This window comes from Nostoc sp. (assembly GCF_036916655.1).
Lineage (GTDB): Bacteria > Cyanobacteriota > Cyanobacteriia > Cyanobacteriales > Nostocaceae > Nostoc.
This window is the reverse complement of the sequence record NZ_JBALFY010000068.1, coordinates 298458-321291: the sequence shown is the minus strand read 5'-3', so window position 1 is coordinate 321291 and position 22834 is coordinate 298458. Positions and strand designations below refer to the sequence as shown.

Annotated in this window: 15 protein-coding genes; 6 read left to right on the top strand and 9 right to left on the bottom strand. The window is 41.2% G+C overall.

Going from position 1 to position 22834, the window contains the following annotated elements; translation table 11 throughout:
- Nucleotides 1–15 precede the first annotated feature (15 nt).
- A complete protein-coding gene (locus V7L31_RS19560; protein ID WP_334697771.1) occupies nt 16–5673 on the bottom strand; it encodes an ATP-binding sensor histidine kinase in 5658 nt (1885 codons plus the stop codon).
- Nucleotides 5674–6124: 451 nt separating this feature from the next.
- Nucleotides 6125–6790 carry a response regulator gene (locus tag V7L31_RS19555; protein ID WP_334697770.1) on the bottom strand — a complete coding sequence of 222 codons (666 nt, stop codon included), beginning with the start codon at nt 6788–6790 and terminating at the stop codon, nt 6125–6127.
- A gap of 234 nt (nt 6791–7024) precedes the next feature.
- On the opposite strand from V7L31_RS19555, the gene lipA reads away from it, so the two are divergent.
- Nucleotides 7025–7945, top strand: coding sequence for a lipoyl synthase (gene lipA / locus V7L31_RS19550; RefSeq protein ID WP_334697769.1), 921 nt, complete (start codon nt 7025–7027; stop codon nt 7943–7945).
- A 210-nt stretch (nt 7946–8155) separates the two neighbouring features.
- Complete coding sequence (locus V7L31_RS19545) at nt 8156–8293, top strand: photosystem I protein PsaX (RefSeq protein WP_334697768.1); 138 nt, start codon at nt 8156–8158, stop codon at nt 8291–8293.
- A 21-nt stretch (nt 8294–8314) separates the two neighbouring features.
- Here V7L31_RS19545 and V7L31_RS19540 read toward each other — a convergent pair whose 3' ends face one another.
- Nucleotides 8315–9181 (bottom strand): branched-chain amino acid ABC transporter permease, encoded by an 867-nt coding sequence (locus V7L31_RS19540; RefSeq protein WP_334697767.1) that lies wholly within the window; start codon nt 9179–9181, stop codon nt 8315–8317.
- A 205-nt stretch (nt 9182–9386) separates the two neighbouring features.
- On the opposite strand from V7L31_RS19540, the gene hrmK reads away from it, so the two are divergent.
- Nucleotides 9387–11240 carry a hybrid histidine kinase/response regulator HrmK gene (gene hrmK, locus V7L31_RS19535; protein ID WP_334697766.1) on the top strand — a complete coding sequence of 618 codons (1854 nt, stop codon included), beginning with the start codon at nt 9387–9389 and terminating at the stop codon, nt 11238–11240.
- A gap of 134 nt (nt 11241–11374) precedes the next feature.
- Entirely contained in the window at nt 11375–12202 is an 828-nt protein-coding gene (gene larE / locus V7L31_RS19530) for an ATP-dependent sacrificial sulfur transferase LarE (protein ID WP_334697831.1), read from the top strand.
- Between the two features lie 33 nt (nt 12203–12235).
- Here the strand turns inward: larE and V7L31_RS19525 are convergent, their stop codons facing one another.
- Nucleotides 12236–12592 carry a DUF4864 domain-containing protein gene (locus V7L31_RS19525; protein WP_334697830.1) on the bottom strand — a complete coding sequence of 119 codons (357 nt, stop codon included), beginning with the start codon at nt 12590–12592 and terminating at the stop codon, nt 12236–12238.
- 65 nt (nt 12593–12657) lie between these two features.
- Nucleotides 12658–13713 (bottom strand): SGNH/GDSL hydrolase family protein, encoded by a 1056-nt coding sequence (locus V7L31_RS19520; RefSeq protein WP_334697765.1) that lies wholly within the window; start codon nt 13711–13713, stop codon nt 12658–12660.
- A gap of 762 nt (nt 13714–14475) precedes the next feature.
- On the opposite strand from V7L31_RS19520, the gene V7L31_RS19515 reads away from it, so the two are divergent.
- Nucleotides 14476–14688, top strand: a complete 213-nt coding sequence (locus tag V7L31_RS19515; RefSeq protein WP_334697764.1) for a hypothetical protein — start codon at nt 14476–14478, stop codon at nt 14686–14688.
- 80 nt (nt 14689–14768) lie between these two features.
- Here V7L31_RS19515 and V7L31_RS19510 read toward each other — a convergent pair whose 3' ends face one another.
- From V7L31_RS19510 to V7L31_RS19495, 4 genes are all read right to left on the bottom strand, one after another.
- Nucleotides 14769–15662, bottom strand: coding sequence for a DNA-methyltransferase (locus V7L31_RS19510; protein ID WP_334697763.1), 894 nt, complete (start codon nt 15660–15662; stop codon nt 14769–14771).
- Between the two features lie 365 nt (nt 15663–16027).
- A complete protein-coding gene (gene psbA, locus V7L31_RS19505) occupies nt 16028–17110 on the bottom strand; it encodes a photosystem II q(b) protein (protein ID WP_334697762.1) in 1083 nt (360 codons plus the stop codon).
- A gap of 341 nt (nt 17111–17451) precedes the next feature.
- Nucleotides 17452–18951, bottom strand: a complete 1500-nt coding sequence (locus V7L31_RS19500) for an MBOAT family O-acyltransferase (RefSeq protein ID WP_334697761.1) — start codon at nt 18949–18951, stop codon at nt 17452–17454.
- A gap of 125 nt (nt 18952–19076) precedes the next feature.
- Complete coding sequence (locus V7L31_RS19495; protein WP_334697760.1) at nt 19077–22091, bottom strand: DUF1574 family protein; 3015 nt, start codon at nt 22089–22091, stop codon at nt 19077–19079.
- Between the two features lie 455 nt (nt 22092–22546).
- On the opposite strand from V7L31_RS19495, the gene V7L31_RS19490 reads away from it, so the two are divergent.
- Nucleotides 22547–22801: a hypothetical protein gene (locus V7L31_RS19490; protein ID WP_334697759.1), complete on the top strand. Its 255-nt coding sequence runs from the start codon at nt 22547–22549 to the stop codon at nt 22799–22801.
- Nucleotides 22802–22834 lie beyond the last annotated feature (33 nt).

Here is a 22834-nt window from a genome sequence, read left to right as displayed (position 1 = left end):
CCTTCTTGTACTAGTTTAGATATCTGATTGTTGCATTGGAATCTCAATCACGAACTCAGTCCCTTTTCCCAATGTGGAATTGCAGGTTAAACTACCCTTGTGTTTATCCACAATAATCTGATAGCTAATCGACAACCCCAAACCCGTGCCACTTCCTATCGATTTGGTGGTAAAAAATGGGTCAAATATTTTTTGCTGCACTGCTTTGGTCATACCAGAACCATTATCAGCAATCCGAATTATTGCTGTATTAGAATCTTTTAGTTCAGTAAAAATGTGAATTTTTCCTACCCTATCAGAAACCGCAGATACGTCTATATCTCTTGTTATTTGTTCTTTATTATTTACCAATAATGGAGAGTCTTCTAAAGCATCAATCGCATTACTCAGGATATTCATAAACACCTGATTTAGTTGACCAGGGTAACATATAACTTCCGGTAATTTGCTATATTCTTTGATGACTTCAATTTCAGGAAAATTGTTCTTTTCTTGAATTCGATGTTGTAAAATCATTAAGGTACTGTCTATTCCCTCATGAATATCTACAGGCTTCATTTCAGATTCATCTAGACGAGAAAAGTTGCGTAAGCCCAAAACAATATTGCGGATACGCGAACTCCCAATTTTCATTGAATCTAGAATCTTTGGTAAGTCTTCTGTGAGGAAATCTATGTCAATTTCTTCAGATTTTTCCTCAACTAAAGGCGAAGGATGAGGATATTCTTGCTGATAAAGAACTACCAAATCCAGCAAGTCTTTGACATACTCACTAGCATGATTAATATTGCCATGAATAAAGTTAATAGGGTTATTGATTTCATGGGCAACTCCTGCTACCATTTGTCCCAAAGAAGACATTTTTTCACTTTGAATCAATTGGATTTGGGTACGTTGTAATTCTTGTAGAGTTTGTTGTAAAGAGTAATTTTTGTGGTTTAGTTCCTGCGTTCTCTCCTGGACTTTTTCTTCTAGAGTATGGTTGTATTCCTCCAAGCTTTCTTTAGCTTGTGCCAAATTTTTGTAGAGGATAGCATTCTCTAGGGATATTGCTGCTTGAGTGGTGAGGAGTTTGAGAATTTCTACGCGATCGCGTGTAAATGCTCCTGTCGTCAAATGATTTTCTAGATAAATAATCCCAATCAATTTACCTTGATTTAGAAGAGGTATAGCCAACAAACTCTTAGGTTCTTCACTCAGAACATAGCTATCACCTGCTAAAAAGGAAACAGTTATTGCATCATCAATAACCAAAATTTCTCTGGAGCGTTTAACGTAGTTAATCAAAGTAATGGGAACATCGTAGCTTGACTCCAAAGAAATTGATGGAAACTCTGTGTAGGTATGCTCAAAATTTGAACTTGAACAAACGGCTGTAACAGTTAATGCTAAGTTATCACCTTCACTTAAAATTAAAGCGCATTTAGAAGCTCCTGCATTCTCCATCACAACTTCCATCAAAGTAGAAAGTAATCGCTCAAGCTCGATTTCGCCAGAGAGTGCTTGAGATGCTTTGATGAATGCAGCTAAATCCAAAGAATCAGAAATACTTGTTTTAGAGGCAATAACAGTTTGTTGATTGCTCAAGGTAGATAAAGATGATATAGATGTGTTATGTAAAGAAGTGCTTTCCTCACTGGAATGGATACTCAGTTTTTCTTGCTGAAATATAGGAGCCAGTAATTGGGGATAGCGTTTTGCCAAATCGTCAACTTTGGCTAACGCTCCCCAGCGAACATAGCTATAGTAAGCATCTGTTAGATAGGTTTGGGCAATCTTATGTTTACCCCATTCTAAATAGAATTTGGCGGTAAGTTCTTGAGCGAGGGCTTCTTCATTAATATACTTATTTTCTTTGGCAAGGAAGATGGCGCGATCGTAGAATTCCATTGCTTCAAGATATTGACCACCAACTCGATACTGTTCAGCCTCTACAAGATAATATTTGTGTAAATAATTCATCGGAGCATGATTTGCCCAATGCTCCATTTTTTGCTGATTCGCTTGAACTTTATTCAGAATACACTTTTGCTCAGAATCCGACACTTCAAGGTATACTGCTAGTCGTGCTAGTGAATCATATAAGTAGAGAAGAGGAGTCACTAGCTGTCCTATTCCACCTTGTAAATACTGTTCTGCTAAATTAGCATTTTCTAAGGCTGAAGGATATTCCTGAAATAGATAGCAGAGATGTGATTTACTAACATATAAATAGAAAAGTCCCATGACATCATTAGCGTCAAGGTAAAGTGGCAGCATTTTTTCTTCGTCGTAAACTTCACCACATAGATGACAAGGATTTGCTATATTTCCTAACAAGTTTAAAACACTTTGTTGGTAAATAGTAATCCAGTTAAATACTGTTTCTTGGTTGATTTGTTTGATGACATTGCTGTAAGTTGCCATCTCCCGCTCTAGTCCTGTAAGTTCTTTACCAATGAAATATGAAGAATAGGAATAAGAATGGAGATAATAAGCTGCATATTCTAAGTCTCCTATTTCTAGTCCAGCATAGTAACCTTCCAATAAAGGTTCTAATACTTCTTTGGTATGTTCTTTCCAATGCCGAATAGTTGTATTAAATCCCAGCATGATCTTAGCTTTAACATCTTTAGTATTCAGCTTATCCACTAGACTAGCTGCGAGTTTACCAAATTGATACCCAGACTCAATATCTCCTACTAATCCGCTGAGTATTAATCCATAATTACTATAGCCAAAAGCAGATAAGGGAGCATTACCATATTCGAGCGATAGTTCGATTTGCTTTAGAATAATCAGCGGAAAAAGTTTAGGAGCAACTGCATAGGTAATAGAAGTTGAAGTTGATAGTATACGCATTATTGCCAGCGGTTGGGGTTCTGTCATTTCTGGCAGATTAATTAAGCTCTCAATCGGTCTACCGTTGATATTTGATGTTAATTCTGACATTGCTGACTGAATATCAGACTGGCTTGGATGTTCAGGAAACTCTACTCCCAAAAGTTTCAAAAAGGTTAGGGCGGTATTTACGGCCTCCAATGCTTTGTTCTGCGCCCCATAAGCCTGAATTTTGACTTCATAAACTTTTACTTTTTCTAGCAGTGGTTTACGTACCAACACCACCTTTGCTAATTCCTCCATCTGTTGAAAGTTACCGGCCAGGTAGGCTGCCTCTGTCGCAGTCTCATATAAAGCTAGGGTGAGATGATGTTTCGTTTCCCAACTATTACTTGCCAGCAGTTGGATGCCGATAGTTAAATACTTAACAGCAGCAGGATAAGCTGTTGATGCTAACGCTTTACGTCCAGCAATCAAGTTCATCTGGGCTAGTTCATCTCGTTTAGCTTGAGGGGAGATAAATTCCACTGCAATATTAAACTGATTGACAAGCTCAAAAATCTTTTCTTCCTTTTCGGCAACTGGAATATTGTTCAATAGCAGTAGCCCGATTTTTAAGTGAATTGGCTTTTTTTGTTCTTCGGGAATTAAAGAATAAGCGGCTTGCTGCACTCGGTCATGTACGAATTTATATTTAGGTAGCTGTAAATTAGAAATTGAAAATTGCGTAGATTCTATTCCATGATTAAGAAATTCATTAGCATCACCTTTTGAAAATATATTGTAATTTTCAGTCTGTGGTAAAATCAGCCCGTCAAGTAATGATTGCCACAGGTCTGATGCTGTATCTACTACAGATTTTTCATTGACGACCGCTAGAGTTTTTAAGTCAAATTGATTCCCAATACAGGCAGCCAGTTTCAGAACTTTTTGGGTATGTATTGGCAATTTTTCTATTTGCAGAGCGATAAATTCTACGACATCATCTGTCAGAGCTAATTCTTTGACTTTTAAAATATCATACTGCCAATGACTAACATCAAGATTCAAGAAAATTAGCCCATCATCCTGTAAAGCTTTGAGAAATTGAACGGAAAAGAAGGGGTTGCCTTTAGTTTTGGCAAACACCATCTGGGTGAGAGGAACCGCAGCTACTTCAGGACAATGAAGGGTATCAGCAATAAGATGATTTAAATCACCCTGATGTAAAGGTGCTAGGGTGATTGTATTAATATTGACTGCTGCTTTTTCAATTTCCTGTAGTGTTAAATAAAGTGGATGTGCCTTGGAAACTTCATTATCTCGATAGGAACCAATTAACAATAAACCACCCTGATTTTCATCCAATTGTTCTGTCTTTTCTGATAGAGAAGACAACGTATTTTCACACATTAATAACTGGATTAATTTTAGAGAGGCTGTATCTGCCCATTGCAAGTCATCAAGAAAGATAACTAGAGGGCGTTCTTTCATCGTGAAGATTTGGATGAATTTTTGAAACAATAAATTGAACCGATTTTGGTTAGCACTGCCAGAGAGTTCTCTAACTGGAGGCTGCTTGCCAATAATCTGTTCAATTTCAGGAATTACATCAATAATCACCTGAGTTTGTGTACCCAATTCCCGTAGTATTTTGGTTTTCCATTGTTGAATTTGGGCATCACTTTCTGAAAGCAGTTGCCCGATTAAGTCCCGAAAAGCTTGCACCAATCCTGATAAGGGAATATCGCGTTGAAACTGGTCAAATTTTCCTTTGATGAAGTAACTACGCTGCCGTACAATCGGTTTATGGACTTCATTGACCACAGCAGTTTTGCCAATGCCAGAGAATCCCGCGACTAATATCATTTCTGTTGCTCCGGCTGTTACGCGCTTAAAAGCCGCAAGTAGGGTTTCAACTTCACTTTGGCGACCGTAGAGTTTTTCAGGAATTACGAAACAGTCTGAGATGTCTCTCACGCCTAGTTCAAAGGGTGCAATATTTCCGGTTTCTTGCCACTGGCTTTGGCACACCTCTAAGTCATGCTTTAACCCCAAAGCACTCTGATACCGGTCTTCGGCATTTTTTGCCATCAGCTTGCTGATGATGTCAGACAAAATTGGCGGAATATTAGAGTTAATCCGACTGGCTTTTAGGGGTTGTTTGGCAATGTGAGAGTAAACTAACTCTGTCGGATCTTTGCTGGTGAAGGGTAACTTTCCGGTGAGGAGTTGAAAGAAGGTGATACCAAGGGAATAAAAATCAGTACGGTAGTCGATACCTCGGTTCATCCTGCCGGTTTGTTCTGGGGAAATGTAAGCCAGAGTACCTTCTAAGATGTTGGTATTGGTGAGAAATTGAACTTCTCTTGGTAGGAGGGTGGCAATACTAAAGTCGATGAGTTTTATTTCATCTGTGGTAGAGTTTATGAGGATGTTGGCAGGCTTGATGTCTTTGTGAATAATGCGATCGCGATGCAGTTTTTCAAGGGTAGAAGCAATTTTAATCGCAATGGGAAAAAACTCGTTGAGAGAAAGCCAATTTTCCTTCTTCCCCTTGTCCTCCAGTCGCCAGTCTTGGAGGGAAATGCCGCCAAAATCTTCCATCACTAAGACGTAGCTGTTACGGTAGTTTTCTAAGCTATAGGTTTTGACTATGCCAGGAATATCAAGATTTTTGGTGATGATATATTGATTTCGGAATTGGGCGATTTCCACAAAAGTAGGATATTCATTCCGCATCAATTTGAGAACGACCGATTTTTTATCTTCTTCTCTGATGCCCCGATAAACTAGGGTTTTACTGCCTGAGTAGAGTTGCTCGGTAATCCGATAGCCAGGGAAGGAATATAATGTATCTAATAGTACTAACATTGCAGAGTATGCTCATAATTATTGTTTCTATAGCTTATTATTCCCGTGTGAAGACTATCCTCATCATGAAATAGGATGTTTTTGTTTAATTTGTATTAGAAAATATAATTTTTTACTAAATATCTGAATCTTAAAAGCGCTTCCTTGTCTAGTTAAATACCAATACGCTTGGGTTTTCAAGACGCGATAAATCGCCGTCTCTACAAGTGTTTTGGGCTGATCTGAACTGTATTGAGTATACATATAAAAATCTCACCCCAATTCCTCTCTGTGAGCAAAGGGGAGATAAAGCTATGCTTTATCGGGGTGAGGTTAAACTGTATCTCAGTAGATAATTAGAACTTATCAACATAAGTATTTTTGAACTAACTATTTTTACCCGCTTTGAATCGGACACCTGTTATTAGAGACGGTGTATTTTTGGCTGCGATAATAATAACGAGCGCAAATACTACTTGATTTTTTGTTTAATAAAAGTCACAACCTGAGTTAGCTGTTTTTTCAAACCATCAATTTCTGCTTGCATTTTGGCAATTTTCTCGTTCAACGCATTAATTTCTGCGTCGGAGACTCCTCCAGCACTAGGGGTTGCTACTGCAACATTGGCAACGCTAGGAGTTGCTACTGCAACGTTGGCGACGCTAGGGGCTGCGACAGTAGCAGCTGCAACACTAGATGTTACAACTGTGCCATTTTTAACGGCCGCTACTGCTCCCACTGCGACTAGTTCTGGGCGCGGCTGTTTCGCCTTGGTCATAGCTAACTTAATTGCGCTAATTAGTTGCTTCTGATCAAAAGGCTTGCCCAGAAATTCAAAGTATTCAAATGGTTCTGTGATTTTTTCAGTCACCTCTTCCTTGCGACCAGACATGATCACCAAAGGAATTTTCCTTAACTCCGGATCGGCTTGAACTTTCTGAAAAACCTCCCAGCCACTCATTTTAGGCAACAGGAAATCCAGCATAATTAAGCTGAGTTTTTCCTGAAGGATGAAATTTAGTCCTTCCAAACCGTCTTTTGCTTCCAGTACCTCAAAATTGCCTGGAGGCAACATTTCTCGTACTTTTACCCTGACAACTGTAGTGTCATCGATAACTAAAATCTTGTTGCTTGCCACGACTGTTTGCTCTAACAGAAACTATAAGTGTAAATAGCGGCTTTGCCGATTGCCCTTGAGAATCCTCCCACTATATACAAAATTTCTAGCAATTGGGGGATAGTATATTTCGGTATAAATGACATTGTGAGAGGTGTTTTGCAAAACTTTTGCTCGCGCTCTTTTCAATTTGTGTCATGGTGATATTTAACCGATAGACCACTACATCTATATCCGCATCTTGCTTGGATGTCTATGATTTCGTCACAACAAGCCGAACTAAAGTCTGAAATTACGGTAATGCCTAGCTGGTTACGTCGTCCGATTGGCAAAGCCAGTGAAATCTCTACCGTACAACGCATTATTAAGCAGCGACAAATTCACACGATTTGTGAAGAAGGACGCTGCCCTAACCGTGGAGAGTGCTACGCCCAAAAAACTGCAACTTTTTTGCTAATGGGGCCTATCTGTACACGCTCTTGTGCTTTCTGTCAAGTAGATAAAGGTCATGCACCAATGCCTCTTGATTTAGAGGAACCCGAAAAGGTTGCTCAGGCGGTGCAGCTTTTGGGATTGCGTTATGTGGTGCTGACTTCTGTAGCCCGTGATGACTTGCCCGATCAGGGTGCAGGGCATTTTGTGAAGACGATCGCGACTATCCGCCAATTCAACCCAGAAACTCAAGTTGAAGTGCTGACCCCAGATTTTTGGGGTGGTGCTGGTGTTGGGGAATCAGGTCAACGCCAGCGGATAGAGATGATTGTGAAAGCCAAACCAGCTTGTTTCAATCACAATATCGAGACAGTGCGGCGGTTAACTGGGCCAGTGCGCCGGGGAGCCAAGTACGATCGCTCCCTGTTGGTGCTGGCTATGGTCAAAGAAATTGATTCGACCATTCCCACCAAATCAGGTTTGATGCTGGGACACGGAGAAACAGTTGATGAAGTTGTTGAAGCAATGGCTGATTTAAGGGCTGTCGGGTGCGATCGCTTGACTATCGGTCAGTATATGCGTCCTTCCCTAGAACATTTGCCAGTGCAAAAATATTGGACTCCAGAGGAATTCGATCAACTTGGCAGATTAGCATGGGAAATGGGATTCAACCATGTTCGTTCTGGGCCTCTGGTTCGCAGTTCCTATCATGCTGGAGAAGAGGGAGTGGGGAGTGGGGAGTAGGGAGTGGGGGGATGAGGGAGCAGGGGGAGTAGGGGAGGCAGGGGGAGCAGGGGAAGAAATAACCAATGCCCCATACCCAGTCCCCAGTCCCCAATTCCCAATCCCCAATCCCCAATTCCCAACTTCACACAAATATTCTTAAAGAATTTGAGTATTTGGTACGCCAGTTTGGTATTTCTTAAAAAGTCCTGACATTAGGAGAATTGAATTATGACTGCTAAAACTAAGATTTCCCCAGTTGCCGACAGTGGAGCTAAACCTCCCTACGCCTTTCGTACAGCCTGGGCGCTGTTATTGTTAGCTATCAATTTCTTGGTAGCAGCCTACTATTTCCACATTATTGAGTAATTAGAAGTGGAATGGTGCTGCTCAAATCGTTCCTTTGAATAAACCTTTGGGACGAATGAGCAGCACCAAAATCATGATCAACAGGGCTACACCCTGTTTGTACTGTGAACCCAGCCAAGGAGTGCTGATTTCCTGGACAATGCCAATGATCAAAGCTGCTGCGATCGCACCGTAAGGGTTGCCAATGCCACCAAGTATTACTGAGGCAAACAATGGTAATATTAGAAACCATCCCATATTTGGACGCACGGCTGTAATTAACCCATACATACTGCCACCCAATGACGTAAGCGTGCCAGCAATTACCCAAGTCCAAAAAATTACTCGGTCAACATTAATACCTGAAACCCTGGCTAAGTCCAGATCGTCGGCAACTGCTCGCATCGCCTTACCAATTTTGGTATTTTGCAGCAGGTAATGCAGCGCCAAAATTGCTAGCACCGCTAACCCCAATACCAATAATTGATTTTGCGGCACCTTTAAACCCAAAATATCTAAAGCTGGCGTCACAGGTAAATCATAATTTTGGTTCTTGCCACCCCAAATCAAAATAATCCCATTGCGAAGAAATAAGGCAAGTCCGATAGAAATAATAATCAGTGTCGTGGAAGTAGCACGGATAGCGCGCATCCTTGACCACAGTAACTTTTCCGATAACAGCATTGCTGCAACTGTTCCCGCTGCTGCCAAAATCATCGACAGCCAAATATTAACTCCAATGGTGTTTATCAGCCAGGTGAGATAGGCTCCTAAAGTGAGAAAGTCACCATGAGCAAAATTTGATAGTCGTAAAATTCCATAAGTAAGAGTCAGTCCGACTGCGGCTAGCGCAATAATGCTCCCCACCGCAATCCCATTAACCATTAGTTGGGCGAATTGTGTATCCATAAGTCTCAAGTTGCTTTTAAAAAATTTTAGGTTAATGGTTCATAAAATAATTTTTTTGTCTAGCTGCTAAATTCGGCATCATAAGCTATGGTTTATAACAACATAAGTTATGGTTTATAAATAAAAAAGAATTCTCGGCTAATATGCATAAAATCCTATTCGGATTTTTATGCAAAGCTAAATTTGTTCAGCGGTCTAGTTGACCATGCAGCAGTACTCAAGCTTACCAGACCAGAACTCACTGATAGATGCAACGCCAAAACTTTTGACAACAATTGAGCAACTTCGCGCACAACTGTGGCTGGAGAGCAGCTTAAACCAGTTGCAAAGTCGCCTTAATGATTGCCTAGTTTCTGCTTGTAACACTGTCCCACAGGCAGGAGCCGCACAAGCAGAAATTTTCCAAGCTGTGGTTAACGAAATTAACAGTGCTGTTCACAGCAGTAATTTGGCACTTACAGATTGTGCCGTAGGCATCGCGTTGTTTCAACCACAAGAAACCGTTGCCACAGTTTGCTATGTTTCTCGTTCTCCATCCCCAAACTCACAACCTTTATTTGTAGAAGTGCTGACAGCAGAAAAAAAGCTGCTGTTGAGATTGCAAGAAGTCATAAAACTTGAAGATTTGCAACAGCTTGAGCATCAACAACCGCAGAGCGCTTGGCGGTTAGCTGATGATTCTGGTAAAGTTATGGGCTGGCTAATTATTGCCACAGCGTCCCTAAGCTCCGATCGTGAATCGCCGATCAAATCACAAGCTCAACTCAGATCGCAATTGATGGCAAGGTCTGCCAAATACTGTACTACAGCTTTGGTACAGATGAGACATATCCTGTCTTGGCAGCAACAATATCAACAATTAAGCAACTCTAATCAAGAATTAGAGCGTACTAATCAACTCAAAAATCAGTTTTTGGCAAATACCAGCCACGAAATTCGTACACCGCTTAGTTCTATTATTGGGTTTACCCACCTGCTTTTAGCACCAGGGTACGAACCAACTAGAGAACGCCAACAAGACTATTTAAATATCATTCAGTCTAGCGGCAAGCACTTGCTAGCTCTGATTAATGATATTTTGGATCTCTCTAAAATTGAAGCAAATCAGCTAGAAGTACAGTGGGAAATAATAGATGTGCCACTGCTATGTAACAATGTTTTGGCACTAGTGAAAGAGAAAGCCGCTAATAAGGGTTTGAAGCTTTGTTTAGAACTTGAACCCGATATTACAACCTTAGTAGCCGACCCCTTACGACTCAAGCAAATGCTGTTGAATTTAATCTTCAACGCTCTAAAGTTTACCAGTGAAGGAAGTGTTGGCTTACGGGTTGCTCCCAAAGGTTTATTTGTGCATTTTACAGTGTGGGATACTGGCAGTGGCATTTCCCAAGAAGACCAAATTCAACTGTTTGAACCCTATTTCCAAATTGCCAAGGCTGTAGCAGGTGGTGTTGAAGGTACTGGTTTGGGTTTAGCAGTGACTCAGAAACTTGCCCAAATTCACGGTGGTTCTGTGAAAGTGGAATCTGAAGTAAATCGCGGCTCCCGTTTTACCCTGGTACTTCCCTTTAAGCAAGAACTGGGAGTAGGGGGAGATGAGGGAGATGAGGGAGATGAAGGGGATGAGGGAGCAAAATTTTCTTCATTTCCTCTGCATTTCACACCTAGTTCCTCTGTAGAGATTTTGTTGGTAGAAAATGATTTACCAAATGCTGATTTGATGCAAATTTACCTACGTAAATTGGGATATCAAGTGACTTGGGTTCAGAATGCTGGTGAGATGTGGGAAACTCTAACTGTGTTAGAGCCAGCAGTGATTTTAATGGATGTTTGTCTAACAGATGGAAATGGTCTGAGCTTGGTGCAACAACTGCGAGAACATGAGCAATATCGGACGATTCCGGTAATTGTTCAAACAGCAATGGCGATGAAAGGCGATCGCGAAACTTGTCTAGCCGCTGGAGTAAATGACTATATTTCTAAACCGATTGATTTACCACTTTTAGCCCGTCTGGTAGCCAAGTACAGTAAAGCACCAACTTCGCTTGATGGGGAGTGAGGGAGATGAGGGAGCAGGGGAAGCAGGGGAAGAAAAATTATCGAATGCCCAATGCCCTATAACTAATGCCCCATAACTAATGACTACAATAGAAATTGTTGGGTGCTATAGGGTTTTGGCAGGATTGGGAAATGATGCTGACAGAAAAATTTGAGCAATTAAGAGCCTTATTTACAGAGATGGAGCAGGCGTTGATTGCCTACTCTGGGGGCGTTGATAGCACTTTGGTTGCCAAAATTGCCTATGATGTCTTGGGCGATCGCGCTTTGGCTGTGACGGCTGTTTCTCCTTCGCTATTACCAGAAGAGTTGGAAGATGCGAAAATTCAAGCTGCAACGATTGGGATTCCTCATAAAATTGTCCAGACTCACGAGATGGAAAATCCCAATTACACTTCTAACCCTGTTAATCGCTGTTATTTTTGCAAAAGTGAGTTGCACGACACTCTCAAACCTTTAGCTTTAGAGTTGGGTTATCCTTATGTCGTGGATGGGGTAAATGCCGATGATTTGCATGATTATCGCCCAGGAATTCAGGCGGCTAAAGAAAGAGGGGCGCGATCGCCTTTAGCAGAAGTGGGTGTCACTAAAATAGAAGTTCGCCAACTTTCGCAACAACTCGGTTTACCTTGGTGGGATAAACCTGCTCAACCTTGTCTCAGTTCCCGCTTTCCTTACGGTGAAGAAATTACTGTGGCTAAGTTGCAACGAGTCGGTAGAGGAGAAATTTATCTCCGAAAACTAGGTTGGCAGAATTTGCGCGTGCGATCGGAAGGAGATACAGCACGTATTGAATTACCACCCGAACAAATTAAAGAGTTTGTGTTAACTAACGATTTACAAACATTAGTTTCGGCATTTCAAGATTTTGGGTTTATCTATGTAACCTTAGATTTAGAAGGTTATCGTAGCGGTAAGTTGAATCAGGTTTTAAATCGGGAAGCCTTGGGCGTTAAAGTATAAAATTTTGCTTGTATGCTTGTATAAAGATAGAATTTATTTACCTTCTAGAGAAACTAGAAAGCAACCGTTAATCCTCCAGAGATGATCGGGCTGTTTTTCCATAAAATATAAAGCCCTTAAGGGAACTCCATCAGGAGCAAGTAGCAGCACTGGTTGAGTGATGTTTCCTTGGATGGTTGTTATTTTCTCAAAAAAGACAGAACGAGGACAGTATACTGCTGGGTAGCTTGTCTTAACCATAAGCATAAAATGTTCTGCGGTTCCGAATTGCGCCTGAATTGCCGGACTAGCGAAGGTAAAAGCGCCTTGAGCGTCATCTTTTTTAAAAGCTGCCAATTGGTATTCAATTACAGAACGTATGTTGATGGCATCTGTATCAGTAACTTCCATAAATTTAAAAATTGCGTAGGCACAGCCCGTCGTAGATATCGCTCTAATGTCGGCAAAGCGATCGCTCAATTCTCACGCTGAGTCAGCTTGTATTCGATCTGCTGTAGTGCCATTCGCCACACGTCATATCCCTCTTGAGATAGGTGTAACCCATCTGTAGTCAACTCTGGGCGCAAATTGCCTTCCATATCTGTAAACGAGCTATAAATATTTAGATAATTAGCGCCTTCTTGTTTGGCAATCACGGTTAGTTGGATGTTGATGTGACGAATGCGGCTGTTGGCAATTTTTGGCAGACGAGTAGGTAAAATTGATTGGACAATAATTTGAGCATGAGGGTGAGCCTGCCGTAAACGTCGGACAATCCGGCGATAATTACGCAAAATTGTTTCATCACTAGCACCTTTTCGTAAGTCGTTAATTCCAGCCATAATGTAAATTACATCTGGCCGGGTTGCCGAAAATGCCCCCAATCTTTTTAAAACCCCACTAGAGGTATCTCCAGAGATGCCTTGATTCAGCCACAATTTACCAGCAGGCAGTTTTTCTCTGGGAAACCACATGCTTAAAGAATCACCAACTAAGATACTTAGATGATTTGGGCCTTGACCTTGAGCGATCGCTCTCGCTTCTAAAGCTAGTAAACTTTTCCAGTCGTCATAAGTTAGTTGACGTTTCTTGATCGACTCCCACAATGATTGCAAATTATCACTATCTACGCGTGTATAAATCTGACCTGTTTTCAGAGCCGCCAATCTTTGGTAGTAAAGTTGATTCCCAGATGTCAATAAGAGGGTAGTTGCTTGGGTGCTGGGGTTAAGTGATGACTCTGTTGGGGTTGGTAATCCCGGGCTGCCGAATTCTGGTACGCTAGGGATGCTTTTCTCACCTTCTGATAGCTGCGAACTTTTTAAGGGTTGGAACGCTTGGCCGCTCAGTTCTGGTAAGGAGAGATCAACATTCTTGATAATTTTTGTACTGACTATTGCCTGTGAACCCTGTTTTAAATCCCACAGGAATCTAGAATTTTCTGGCAGGACAATAGACAAATGTGGAAGAGCCGATGCTGGTATTGCTAATCCTGTTAACAAGCCTGCTGCCAACAGATAAGGGTCCCTCATCGCTTTCTCTCTCCTCTACTCACTGCTTTTCCATATCACAGCATTCGTTGTCTGTATTCAGGAAAATTTTACTTCGGTTAATCTACTATTCTTATTTACACTGTATAGTTCTGTAAAGCGTGTTCACGAGATTATATTTGACAATTTACGATCTCTTTAAAAGTAGGGTTTTATCAGTAGTATAGAAGTATTATTTGTGAAAATTTTTCTACTGAAAGCACTGATTTAGTCGGCTACACTTTTTACACTCAGTTGTCACAAATTAAGTGTTGGCAAACTCGGCGATTAGTGATTGATTTGTGAGCATCTCAGGAGAGAGATTTTTGCTTTTGATTAAATTACCATACTTTTCACTTTGTGATGTGAAATTGAGCAGTGCAAATGCATCAGTTATCTAAAGAGTAATAGTTGTAAGTGTAACCATCGATAATTAATATTGATATCATACGATGGTGTGTCGTCGATAAGCAAGTATTAAGTTTGCCATAGTGAGAATTTGAGAACTTACTATAAGACTCATATTTGATTTTTGAAAAAACTCAGTACACGTCTATTCCCTTCCTTTCTGTTCCTTGTTCCCTAACTATCGCGCTTGCGCTGCGCGCACCACACAAATAAATTCCGTAATCAAATCGGATTCCTATATACTTCATTTGAAATTTATGTTTACTCATTGAAGTATGCGTTGAAACACATTTAAATTAAGTTTTAACTCTAGAGAATAACCCCATTGGAAGTGCTAAGATTTAGGCTGAATCATTAGTGTTTCCCTTTTTTTACGTGGCTAGAGCTAGTACAGCGATTGGTGTTAGTCCCATTATTAAAGAGATTGTGCAAAAACAGGCACATTCTACACGTTTGACCCTGAAAGAAGTTATTCTTATGGGGATGTTAGCTATTGACAAACTAGATGACCGAGGTCGTCAAGAGTTAGCAGATGAAGTTCATCAAATGCAGGTAAATGGAGAAATTTAAGTAAGTAGTTATGAGTTACGAGTTATGAATTATGAATTATAAATTTTAACTTCTGACTCTTGACTCTTCACTTAATTTAGTCATTGGTCAAATCGATAACGACTTCCCATTACGTAATTTTCATTAATTTCAAAAGATATCCAGCGGCGTTGTAGAGTCTCAGAAACAAAGCCAGTTGTATTAGAACCTGCAAATGGATCTAATACTATATCACCTTCATCAGTTAAGAATTTGATGAAAAACTCGGCGAACCCTTGAGGAAAACGTGCTGGATGGGGTCTAATTTCTGCTGTTTTGCAGCGTCGTAAATAGGCACTATTAGATTCGGTATTAGCAATTTCTAGTAAATTTGGTGGAATTGCACCCTGGTTATCCTTTTGAAATTTATCAGAAATATCATGTCCACTAGGACGTATTTTTGCTTTATAGCCATTTTTGAGTAACTGTTTCATACTTTGGCTATAAGGCTTTAAAACTTTTCTATTATCTGCTTTAGGATTTGGTGTTTTAGACAACCACCAAACTGTATTTACAGAATCTTTCACACGAATCCGCCTGATTGTCACCCACTCAGCAGGGGTTGGCAGTCGCGACGGATTATAGTGGTAAAATTCTTGAGCAAGAAAGAAACCTACTTCCTTGCATAATCTAACTAAAAGTTCGTATTGGTAAATACTCCGAACGGGATTACCAGGTAAGTAAGCGCCACCTAAATCTAGTACGAATGAGCCATTATCTGCCAGCACTCTTTTAAATTCGGATGCAAAAGGTAAGAACCACTCAATATATTTTTCCGCACTTTCGTTACCGTATTCTTTTTTTCGTGTGAGAGCAAATGGCGGTGATGTAATAATTAAATTGATACTATTATCGTCAATGAATTTAATAAGTTTAAGGCTATCACCTAAATATGCGGCTCCATTCTGCTGGGTATAAAAGGGATTAAAAATTATTTCTTTTGGTTCTTCTTGCAAGAGGAATAAAATTATCTCGTTTTTTATAGTTATAACTTGTTTTGATATTGTCTGGATATTTTATTTTAACAATACGGTTCGGTTAAGGTTTTTTGATGGAAATTCGAGATTGCAAAGACGCGATAAATCGCAATCAAAATGAAAGACTGATTATTGTAGAGACGGCGATTCATCGCGTCTCTTGCCTTAACCGAACAGTATTGCATAGGGAAACTAATCTGTTTTGATGGCGATTCATCGCGTCTCTTGCCTTAACCGAACAGTATTGCATAGGGAAACTAATCTGTTTTGATGCTGAATTCTTCTTAAAATAAAAAGCGCCCCCATTTCTGGAGGGCGCTTTTTATTTAGCTAATACTGGAGTATTAACCGTTGATAGCAGGAGCAGTCATTGCTACAGGAGTAACTTCACCAGCAGCTAAGTCTAGAGGGAAGTTGTGAGCGTTACGCTCGTGCATTACTTCCATACCCAAGTTAGCGCGGTTGATTACGTCTGCCCAAGTGCTGATGACGCGACCTTGGGAGTCAATGATTGATTGGTTGAAGTTGAAACCGTTCAGGTTGAATGCCATCGTGCTGATACCCAAAGCGGTGAACCAGATACCGACGACAGGCCAAGCTGCGAGCAAGAAGTGCAATTGACGGCTGTTTTGAAATGATGCGTATTGGAAGATCAAACGACCGAAGTAGCCGTGTGCCGCAACGATGTTGTAGGTTTCTTCTTCTTGACCGAACTTGTAACCGTAGTTTAGTGATTCAGTTTCGGTGGTTTCACGCACCAAGGAAGAAGTTACTAGAGAACCGTGCATTGCAGAGAACAATGAACCGCCGAATACACCAGCCACACCTAACATGTGGAAGGGATGCATTAAGATGTTATGTTCTGCTTGGAACACAATCATGAAATTGAAGGTTCCAGAGATACCTAAAGGCATACCATCAGAGAAAGAACCTTGACCAATTGGGTAGATCAAGAATACTGCGGTAGCGGAAGCCAAAGGTGCGCTGTAAGCTACGCAAATCCAAGGACGCATACCTAAGCGGTAAGAAAGTTCCCACTGACGACCAAGGTAAGTAGCGCAACCAATCAAGAAGTGGAAAATTACCAATTGGTAAGGGCCGCCGTTGTACAACCACTCATCAAGAGAAGCAGCTTCCCAGATTGGGTAGAAGTGCAAGCCGATCGCGTTTGAAGAAGGAACAACTGCACCAGAAATGATGTTGTTTCCGTAGATCAAAGAACCTGCAACTGGTTCGCGAATACCATCGATGTCCACAGGAGGAGCAGCGATGAAGGCAATTACGAAGCAGGTGGTTGCAGCTAGCAGGGTAGGAATCATCAAAACGCCAAACCAACCGATGTATATACGGTTTTCGGTGCTGGTGATCCACTCGCAGAAGCGATCCCATACGCTAGCGCCAGAGCGCCGTTGTAAGGTTGTGGTCATGGTTTTATAAGTGCTATGGGTTGTTAAATATGGAACAAACGAAATAAATTTCGCCTGCTGAAATATAGTCTACATGAATTTACTTGGACGCAATCTGTGACTTAATATTCTTTAACAAAATTCTTTAACAAGCTAGTCGAACTGTAAAGTTTTTCTACTATTAAATAAGTCATGGATTGACGCTTTAGAAGGCATTTCAACACCTAGCTTGCTATTACTTTCGAGGATGCGATCGCCTATTTATCTACCTTTACACTTCTTTACAATTAGCTGATGAGAAACATTTTAAGTCTTGTGGATTTGTAACGAAATAATAAGCTCTATATTCTCTGATGTTTCAGTTAAAAATCAAAGTAGATGTAGGGCAAACTGCCTTCAGGGGCTAATAACCAAACAGCGTAGAAACAGATGGGAACGAAGACAAGTTTAATTGGCCAGTTAAACTCTAACTTCAGCATTCGGTTGAAGGTATAGACTACAGCCATCAGGGCAGCTAAAGCTAGAAGTACCCAAGTGAGTTGGGATTGGCTCATATTTAGGGCTTCCACATAGACCTTTTCGGCAAACTGCGCGTCAGCCGGATAACCCCAAAGATGCCGAATTACCAAAGAAGAGTCTTGGAGATTAGGTAGGCGGAACCAAATCCAAGAGGTAAAAACCATCAGTTGGGTTAATAACCAAGCGACAAAGATACCCAGAGGATTTTGCCAGAATTGTTCTAGATTTTCAACGCGATCGCTTATAGAATCTGTAAGTCGATGAACCACCAAGGCTAATCCGTGGAATACGCCCCAAACGACATAACCCAAAGCAGCACCGTGCCAGATACCAGCAATTAGCATCACAAGAAATAAATTCCAGCAGGTACGGACTAAACCTTTACGGGAACCACCCAAAGGAAAGTAGACATAGTTACGCAGCCAATCTCCTAGAGTGATATGCCAGCGCCGCCAAAATTCTGAGATATTGGTGCTGAAATAGGGAAAGTCGAAATTCTCAGGTAGAACCAAACCGAAAAGCAAAGCACTTCCACGGGCGATATCTACGTAACCATTGAAATCTAGATATAACTGTAAACCATAGGCAAACGTCGCTAACCAAAGATCGGTACTACCCGCTCGTTGCAGATTACCAAAACATAAATCGACGAAAATTCCCAAGTGGTCTGCAAAAATTCCCTTTTTGACTGCGCCCCTAGCAATCAACCATAACGCCTCAGCTACTCTATCAGCACTGGGTAAATCTAGTGTATTGAATTGATTTGCTAAGTTGTGGTAGCGCGTAATTGGGCCTGAAATCAGTTTGGCGAAGAATAATTTGTATGTAGCAAATTTGAGAAAATTATCAGTAGCAGGGGCACCGCGATAGACATCTATTAAATAGGCAATGCATTCAAAGGTGAAAAATGAAATTCCCAAGGGTGCAATCAATTTAAAAGAGTTATCTGGTGAGTTGGTTTGTATATTAAAAACAAACTTGAATAAGGGGGTTAAATACTTAAAAGCTAACAACAGTAAAACATTTAGAGTTATACCCACCCACAAAACTTTGAGACGGCGACGATTCCAATCAACTTGAGCAAATTGCCACTCTTCGTTAGAGATTTGCCAGTCAAGAGAATGTTTTCCTGGTGATGTATTTTTACCAATTTCCAGTCCCACACGGAAATTAATAAATGTCAAAGCTAAAAGTAATGGTATGTATTGGATGTGCAAAGATGCATAGAAAACCAGACTGGCAATTAGCAACGTCCATAATCGAAATTTGTGTTGTGCTAAAGACCAGTAAATTCCTAATACACTCAACAAGAATAGCCCATAGAAAATTGATATAAAGTTCATTTTTTAGTCATTAGTCATTGGTCATTGGTCATTACTCATTACTCATTACTCATTACTCATTACTCATTGGGTATTGTAGATTATTCTCCCCAATCCCCAGTCCCCAGTCCCCATTCCCCATTCCCCTACTTCACTGGCCAAGGAATCATCGGATCGTTAGCTAACTTTTTCGAGACTTCGTATGCGCCAAAGCGGTTGAGGTGACTAGGATCAGAAAAGTAGTCATTTGCTTTTGGCCACTGTTGGCTCAAATCACGATAAATAAAGTTGGGATTAGTGGCTAAACGCAACATATATTGTTGAAATTGTTGCTCATATTGTCTACGCGCTGGATCTAAATAATCTGCCGTCAGAGGCATATTGACAAACACTAAGGAAATTTTCTGAGCCTGGGTAAACTGAAGCACTTCTTGGAAAGCAGTATCTTGCTGTCCTTCTACCTGGAAAGATTTATAGTCGTTGTCATAATTTCCCGGAACTCTAGAATGTTTTTGATAGTATCTCGCGGGATTAAAGCGAATAGACAAGGGTAGAAAGCCATCAAAGTCAACTGCTTGCTGAGAAATACTCTCATCTGAAGTACCGTCTGTTAGCTGTTTTTCTGATGTAACTGTCTGATTATGACCAACTGCGAGGAATTGTTTTTGCAGTAAACCTTTTATTTGGTCACGGTTTTTATAACTAGCAGAGACAGATGCTAAAGCCTGATTTAATGACTGATTGACAGCTTCATAAGTACTGATCTCCGGTTTTTCTTCGGTTGTCTTTTTTTCTCCTGAATTTACTATCTTTTCTGGCAAATCATTGCTATTTGTAGGGTTTGCGGTTTTTTGGAATGCTTGTTTATAACCAGCTGATGCAGCAAGCGATTTAAAGGTAATATCCTCGCGTCCGCCGTTGAAAGCACGAGCGCCATCTGCCCAGATAATTATTTTGGGTAGTTCTGATGGTTCCAGTACATGGCGAATTACAAAGTCTACAACTTGTGCAGTAGCACCGTTGATTCCAAAGTTAAATACATCAAGATTTGGATAGCCCTGAGTCGCTAAAGCTTTAGAAAGTGCTGCGGGATCTACTCCTCTGAGGGCGCGGGAGGAGCCAATAATCAACACGTCTGGCGGAGTACCAGTTCTAGCTAAACGCTGTTTATACAGTGCTAGTTGCTCATCTAATTGTCTGACGTTGAAACTTGGCAGTTGCGATCGCGCTGCTAAAAGAATAGCTGTTGCGGTAGCTTTTTCCTTCAGTGGTGCGGCTGCCAAATTATTTTTCGGAGTATCATCGCTTTGGGTAAATTCCGAAGCGTTAAATACAGAACTCTGATTTGGAGGAGATTTCGTTTTGGAAGTGCTGGTAAAAAATGTTGTTTTCTCACTCTGATTTTTCCCAGATGTCAAAGATGCCTGGCGTTCAGAAGATGATGGGAGGGAGACGCTAGCGACTTTTGACGAACTTGGTATAGTACGTGCAATAATTTGACCTAGTACCCAATCAGTTTGGAGGGTGAGCAATAATCCCAGTGTTCCCCAAACTAGAGCGATCTTAATTCCTTGAACATCATTGTTCTGTTCTGCTGATTGGTTACTTTCGGTAAATAGCTGGCTATTCAACAGGAATTTTTTCGCTGTTGCACTCGCCGTTGTCAGCCAATCTCGCGCTACTTCGGTTACAAAACTTTGAACTTCTTCTGTGGTTAAGTCGGGGCGCAAAATTGGCTCACTAGTCTCAGAGGTTACTAAATCGTCAACGTATTTAGAAGTAGCAGCAAATTCTGGGGTTGCCTCTGGTACTAAACGTTGGCGATGTTCAAGATCGACGCCATAATGCCAAAAAGGTTCTTTATTCCCAGCCCGGCGACCGTAGACACGTACTCCCATGATACCGGGAATTTTTAACTGGCGGATAAACTGCGTAATTTTACTTGCTACTTGTTGCCGCACTGGACAAACAGGTGCATCACACATGATGTGTAATAAATCATTTTTGTTCAGTAGAAGTACGCGAATGCCACCTGTTAATAGCCGCCAATCCAAATCAGGATTAAGTAAACGCTCTAGTAAAAATACGATCGCAGGTTCATCGCCAGTATTGGCTAAATCTAGCGGTGATGTGGCAAAGATGGGATTATTTGCTGCGGGTAAACTCAGCCAATCAATCCAAGTCGGCTGCATATCGCCTGCTTTTTGTCCGTAGACGGTGGCGGCGAGAATGCCTTGAGGTGCGATCGCTTCTAGTTGCGGTAAAATTGCTTCTAAGCACACTGCCTTATCTGGGATGGGGGCAGTTCCTAAGAGATCAAAAGCTGGGATACAAAAGATATGTAGCGTTGATTCTTTTAAAGAAACTTGGACACCAACTTTTAACCCTGATAGTACATCAGTTAATAATCGAGCGATCGCTTGGACATCTCCCCAACGCGCCCACTCTTTCAGCATTACCTCTGGTGGCGTCAAGTCTATCCGCAGCAGCCAATCAGGGGCAGTTTCGCCGCTAACTTGAGAAACAATTACGGCATCTTGGTAGCCGGAAAGCTTGAGATAACGCAGCTTTTGTGCTATTGGTTCAGCAAGCAACGACGCATCAGGGCTATAGCTCGACTGGCAAAAGATCCACAGGCGATTTTCTTCAGGCTGAGAATTCTTGGGCTGATATGGCTTAATCTTTGCCTGTACTGATACACCTAACGTACTCAGGGTTTCACTAAGATATCGAGCGATCGCCTCTGGGTTGCCTTGGCGTGCCAAACTTTCGTTAGAGACAATTAGCGCCCCACCCGATTGTTTGGATTTTTCCGAGTCTGCTAGTAGCGCTTGCTGCACCTCATCCAAATGCTTATCTATTTGATTCAAGTGAACTCGATGGCACCATGAGGGGCGCTGTTCCCCTTTTCTGCGGCCATAGACAAATACTTGATATATTGAGGTTTGTTCGCTGCTTGTGAGGATATCTAAATTTGTTTGCTGTAGTGCTTGCAGCAAGTCAGACAAAGTACGCCAACGCTGAGGACATTCCGTACCTTCACAAAGAATATGAAGGTCATTTCCCCGCAACCGGACTTTCACTCCGAAAGTGTTGATTCCTGTTGCCTGGCTTACCCATTGCGCTAAGGACTGCTGGCGATCTGGTAATACTGTTTTCATGCTCAGTTAACTTTACAGTCAGCGATTGTTGGGGGATAGTGCCTGCACTTGTAAACTAGAACCATAGGTTTATCACACTCTGACGTTTTTTTTTAACAATTTTGTTACCTTCGTAGCTCATAAAATCGGCCAAGATAGTCTTGTACGGGTCGCAAGTCTGACTAATGTTGAGTTTTGCGTTTATTTTACTAATAGGGAGTCAAAACTCAGAAGTTAGCAGTTAGAAGTCAGAATAATTTTATATGACTGGCTGATGACTTGTCCTTTAAAGCCGGATTTGTGTAAACCCTTGATGGGCGAAACAGACAACAAGCTTATCCCATTTCAACTCCATCGCTTTATCGTTGGAATTACCTTAACTCCTTGTACAGACGCGATTAATCGTGTCTTTCCTGAATCATGACAGACGCGATTAATCGCGTCTCTACAATAATTCCCATAACCCAGAATTAGCAATGCCTCCTGCCAACCAACAATCTTCACCTAAACCCGCATCCAATCTGGATTTATTTGCCATTCCCCCGTCGTTCCTTTTACAAGTTGGTACAGCGTCTATATTACTGCTGCTGATTACCGGAAAAACTACAGTAAAAGCACTAGAAGCCTTAGGGGAAGCCAGTGAAGAATTATTTCGAGGCGATCGCCTACCCAACCTAGATTTCCCAGATGAACACGAAATCAATCAAGATGAGAAGATATACACCAAATAATTATTTGCTCAGGAACAACCCAGTGAGCATTAA

Coding starts and splice junctions, on each gene's coding strand:
- V7L31_RS19540 (WP_334697767.1), bottom strand. CDS start 9,181: ATGGATACACAATTCGCCCAACTAATGGTTAATGGGATTGCGGTGGGG.
- V7L31_RS19525 (WP_334697830.1), bottom strand. CDS start 12,592: ATGGAAGTTACTGATACAGATGCCATCAACATACGTTCTGTAATTGAA.
- V7L31_RS19490 (WP_334697759.1), top strand. CDS start 22,547: ATGCCTCCTGCCAACCAACAATCTTCACCTAAACCCGCATCCAATCTG.
- V7L31_RS19495 (WP_334697760.1), bottom strand. CDS start 22,091: ATGAAAACAGTATTACCAGATCGCCAGCAGTCCTTAGCGCAATGGGTA.
- V7L31_RS19545 (WP_334697768.1), top strand. CDS start 8,156: ATGACTGCTAAAACTAAGATTTCCCCAGTTGCCGACAGTGGAGCTAAA.
- V7L31_RS19500 (WP_334697761.1), bottom strand. CDS start 18,951: ATGAACTTTATATCAATTTTCTATGGGCTATTCTTGTTGAGTGTATTA.
- V7L31_RS19560 (WP_334697771.1), bottom strand. CDS start 5,673: ATGTTAGTACTATTAGATACATTATATTCCTTCCCTGGCTATCGGATT.
- hrmK (WP_334697766.1), top strand. CDS start 9,387: ATGCAGCAGTACTCAAGCTTACCAGACCAGAACTCACTGATAGATGCA.
- V7L31_RS19520 (WP_334697765.1), bottom strand. CDS start 13,713: ATGAGGGACCCTTATCTGTTGGCAGCAGGCTTGTTAACAGGATTAGCA.
- lipA (WP_334697769.1), top strand. CDS start 7,025: ATGATTTCGTCACAACAAGCCGAACTAAAGTCTGAAATTACGGTAATG.
- psbA (WP_334697762.1), bottom strand. CDS start 17,110: ATGACCACAACCTTACAACGGCGCTCTGGCGCTAGCGTATGGGATCGC.
- larE (WP_334697831.1), top strand. CDS start 11,375: ATGCTGACAGAAAAATTTGAGCAATTAAGAGCCTTATTTACAGAGATG.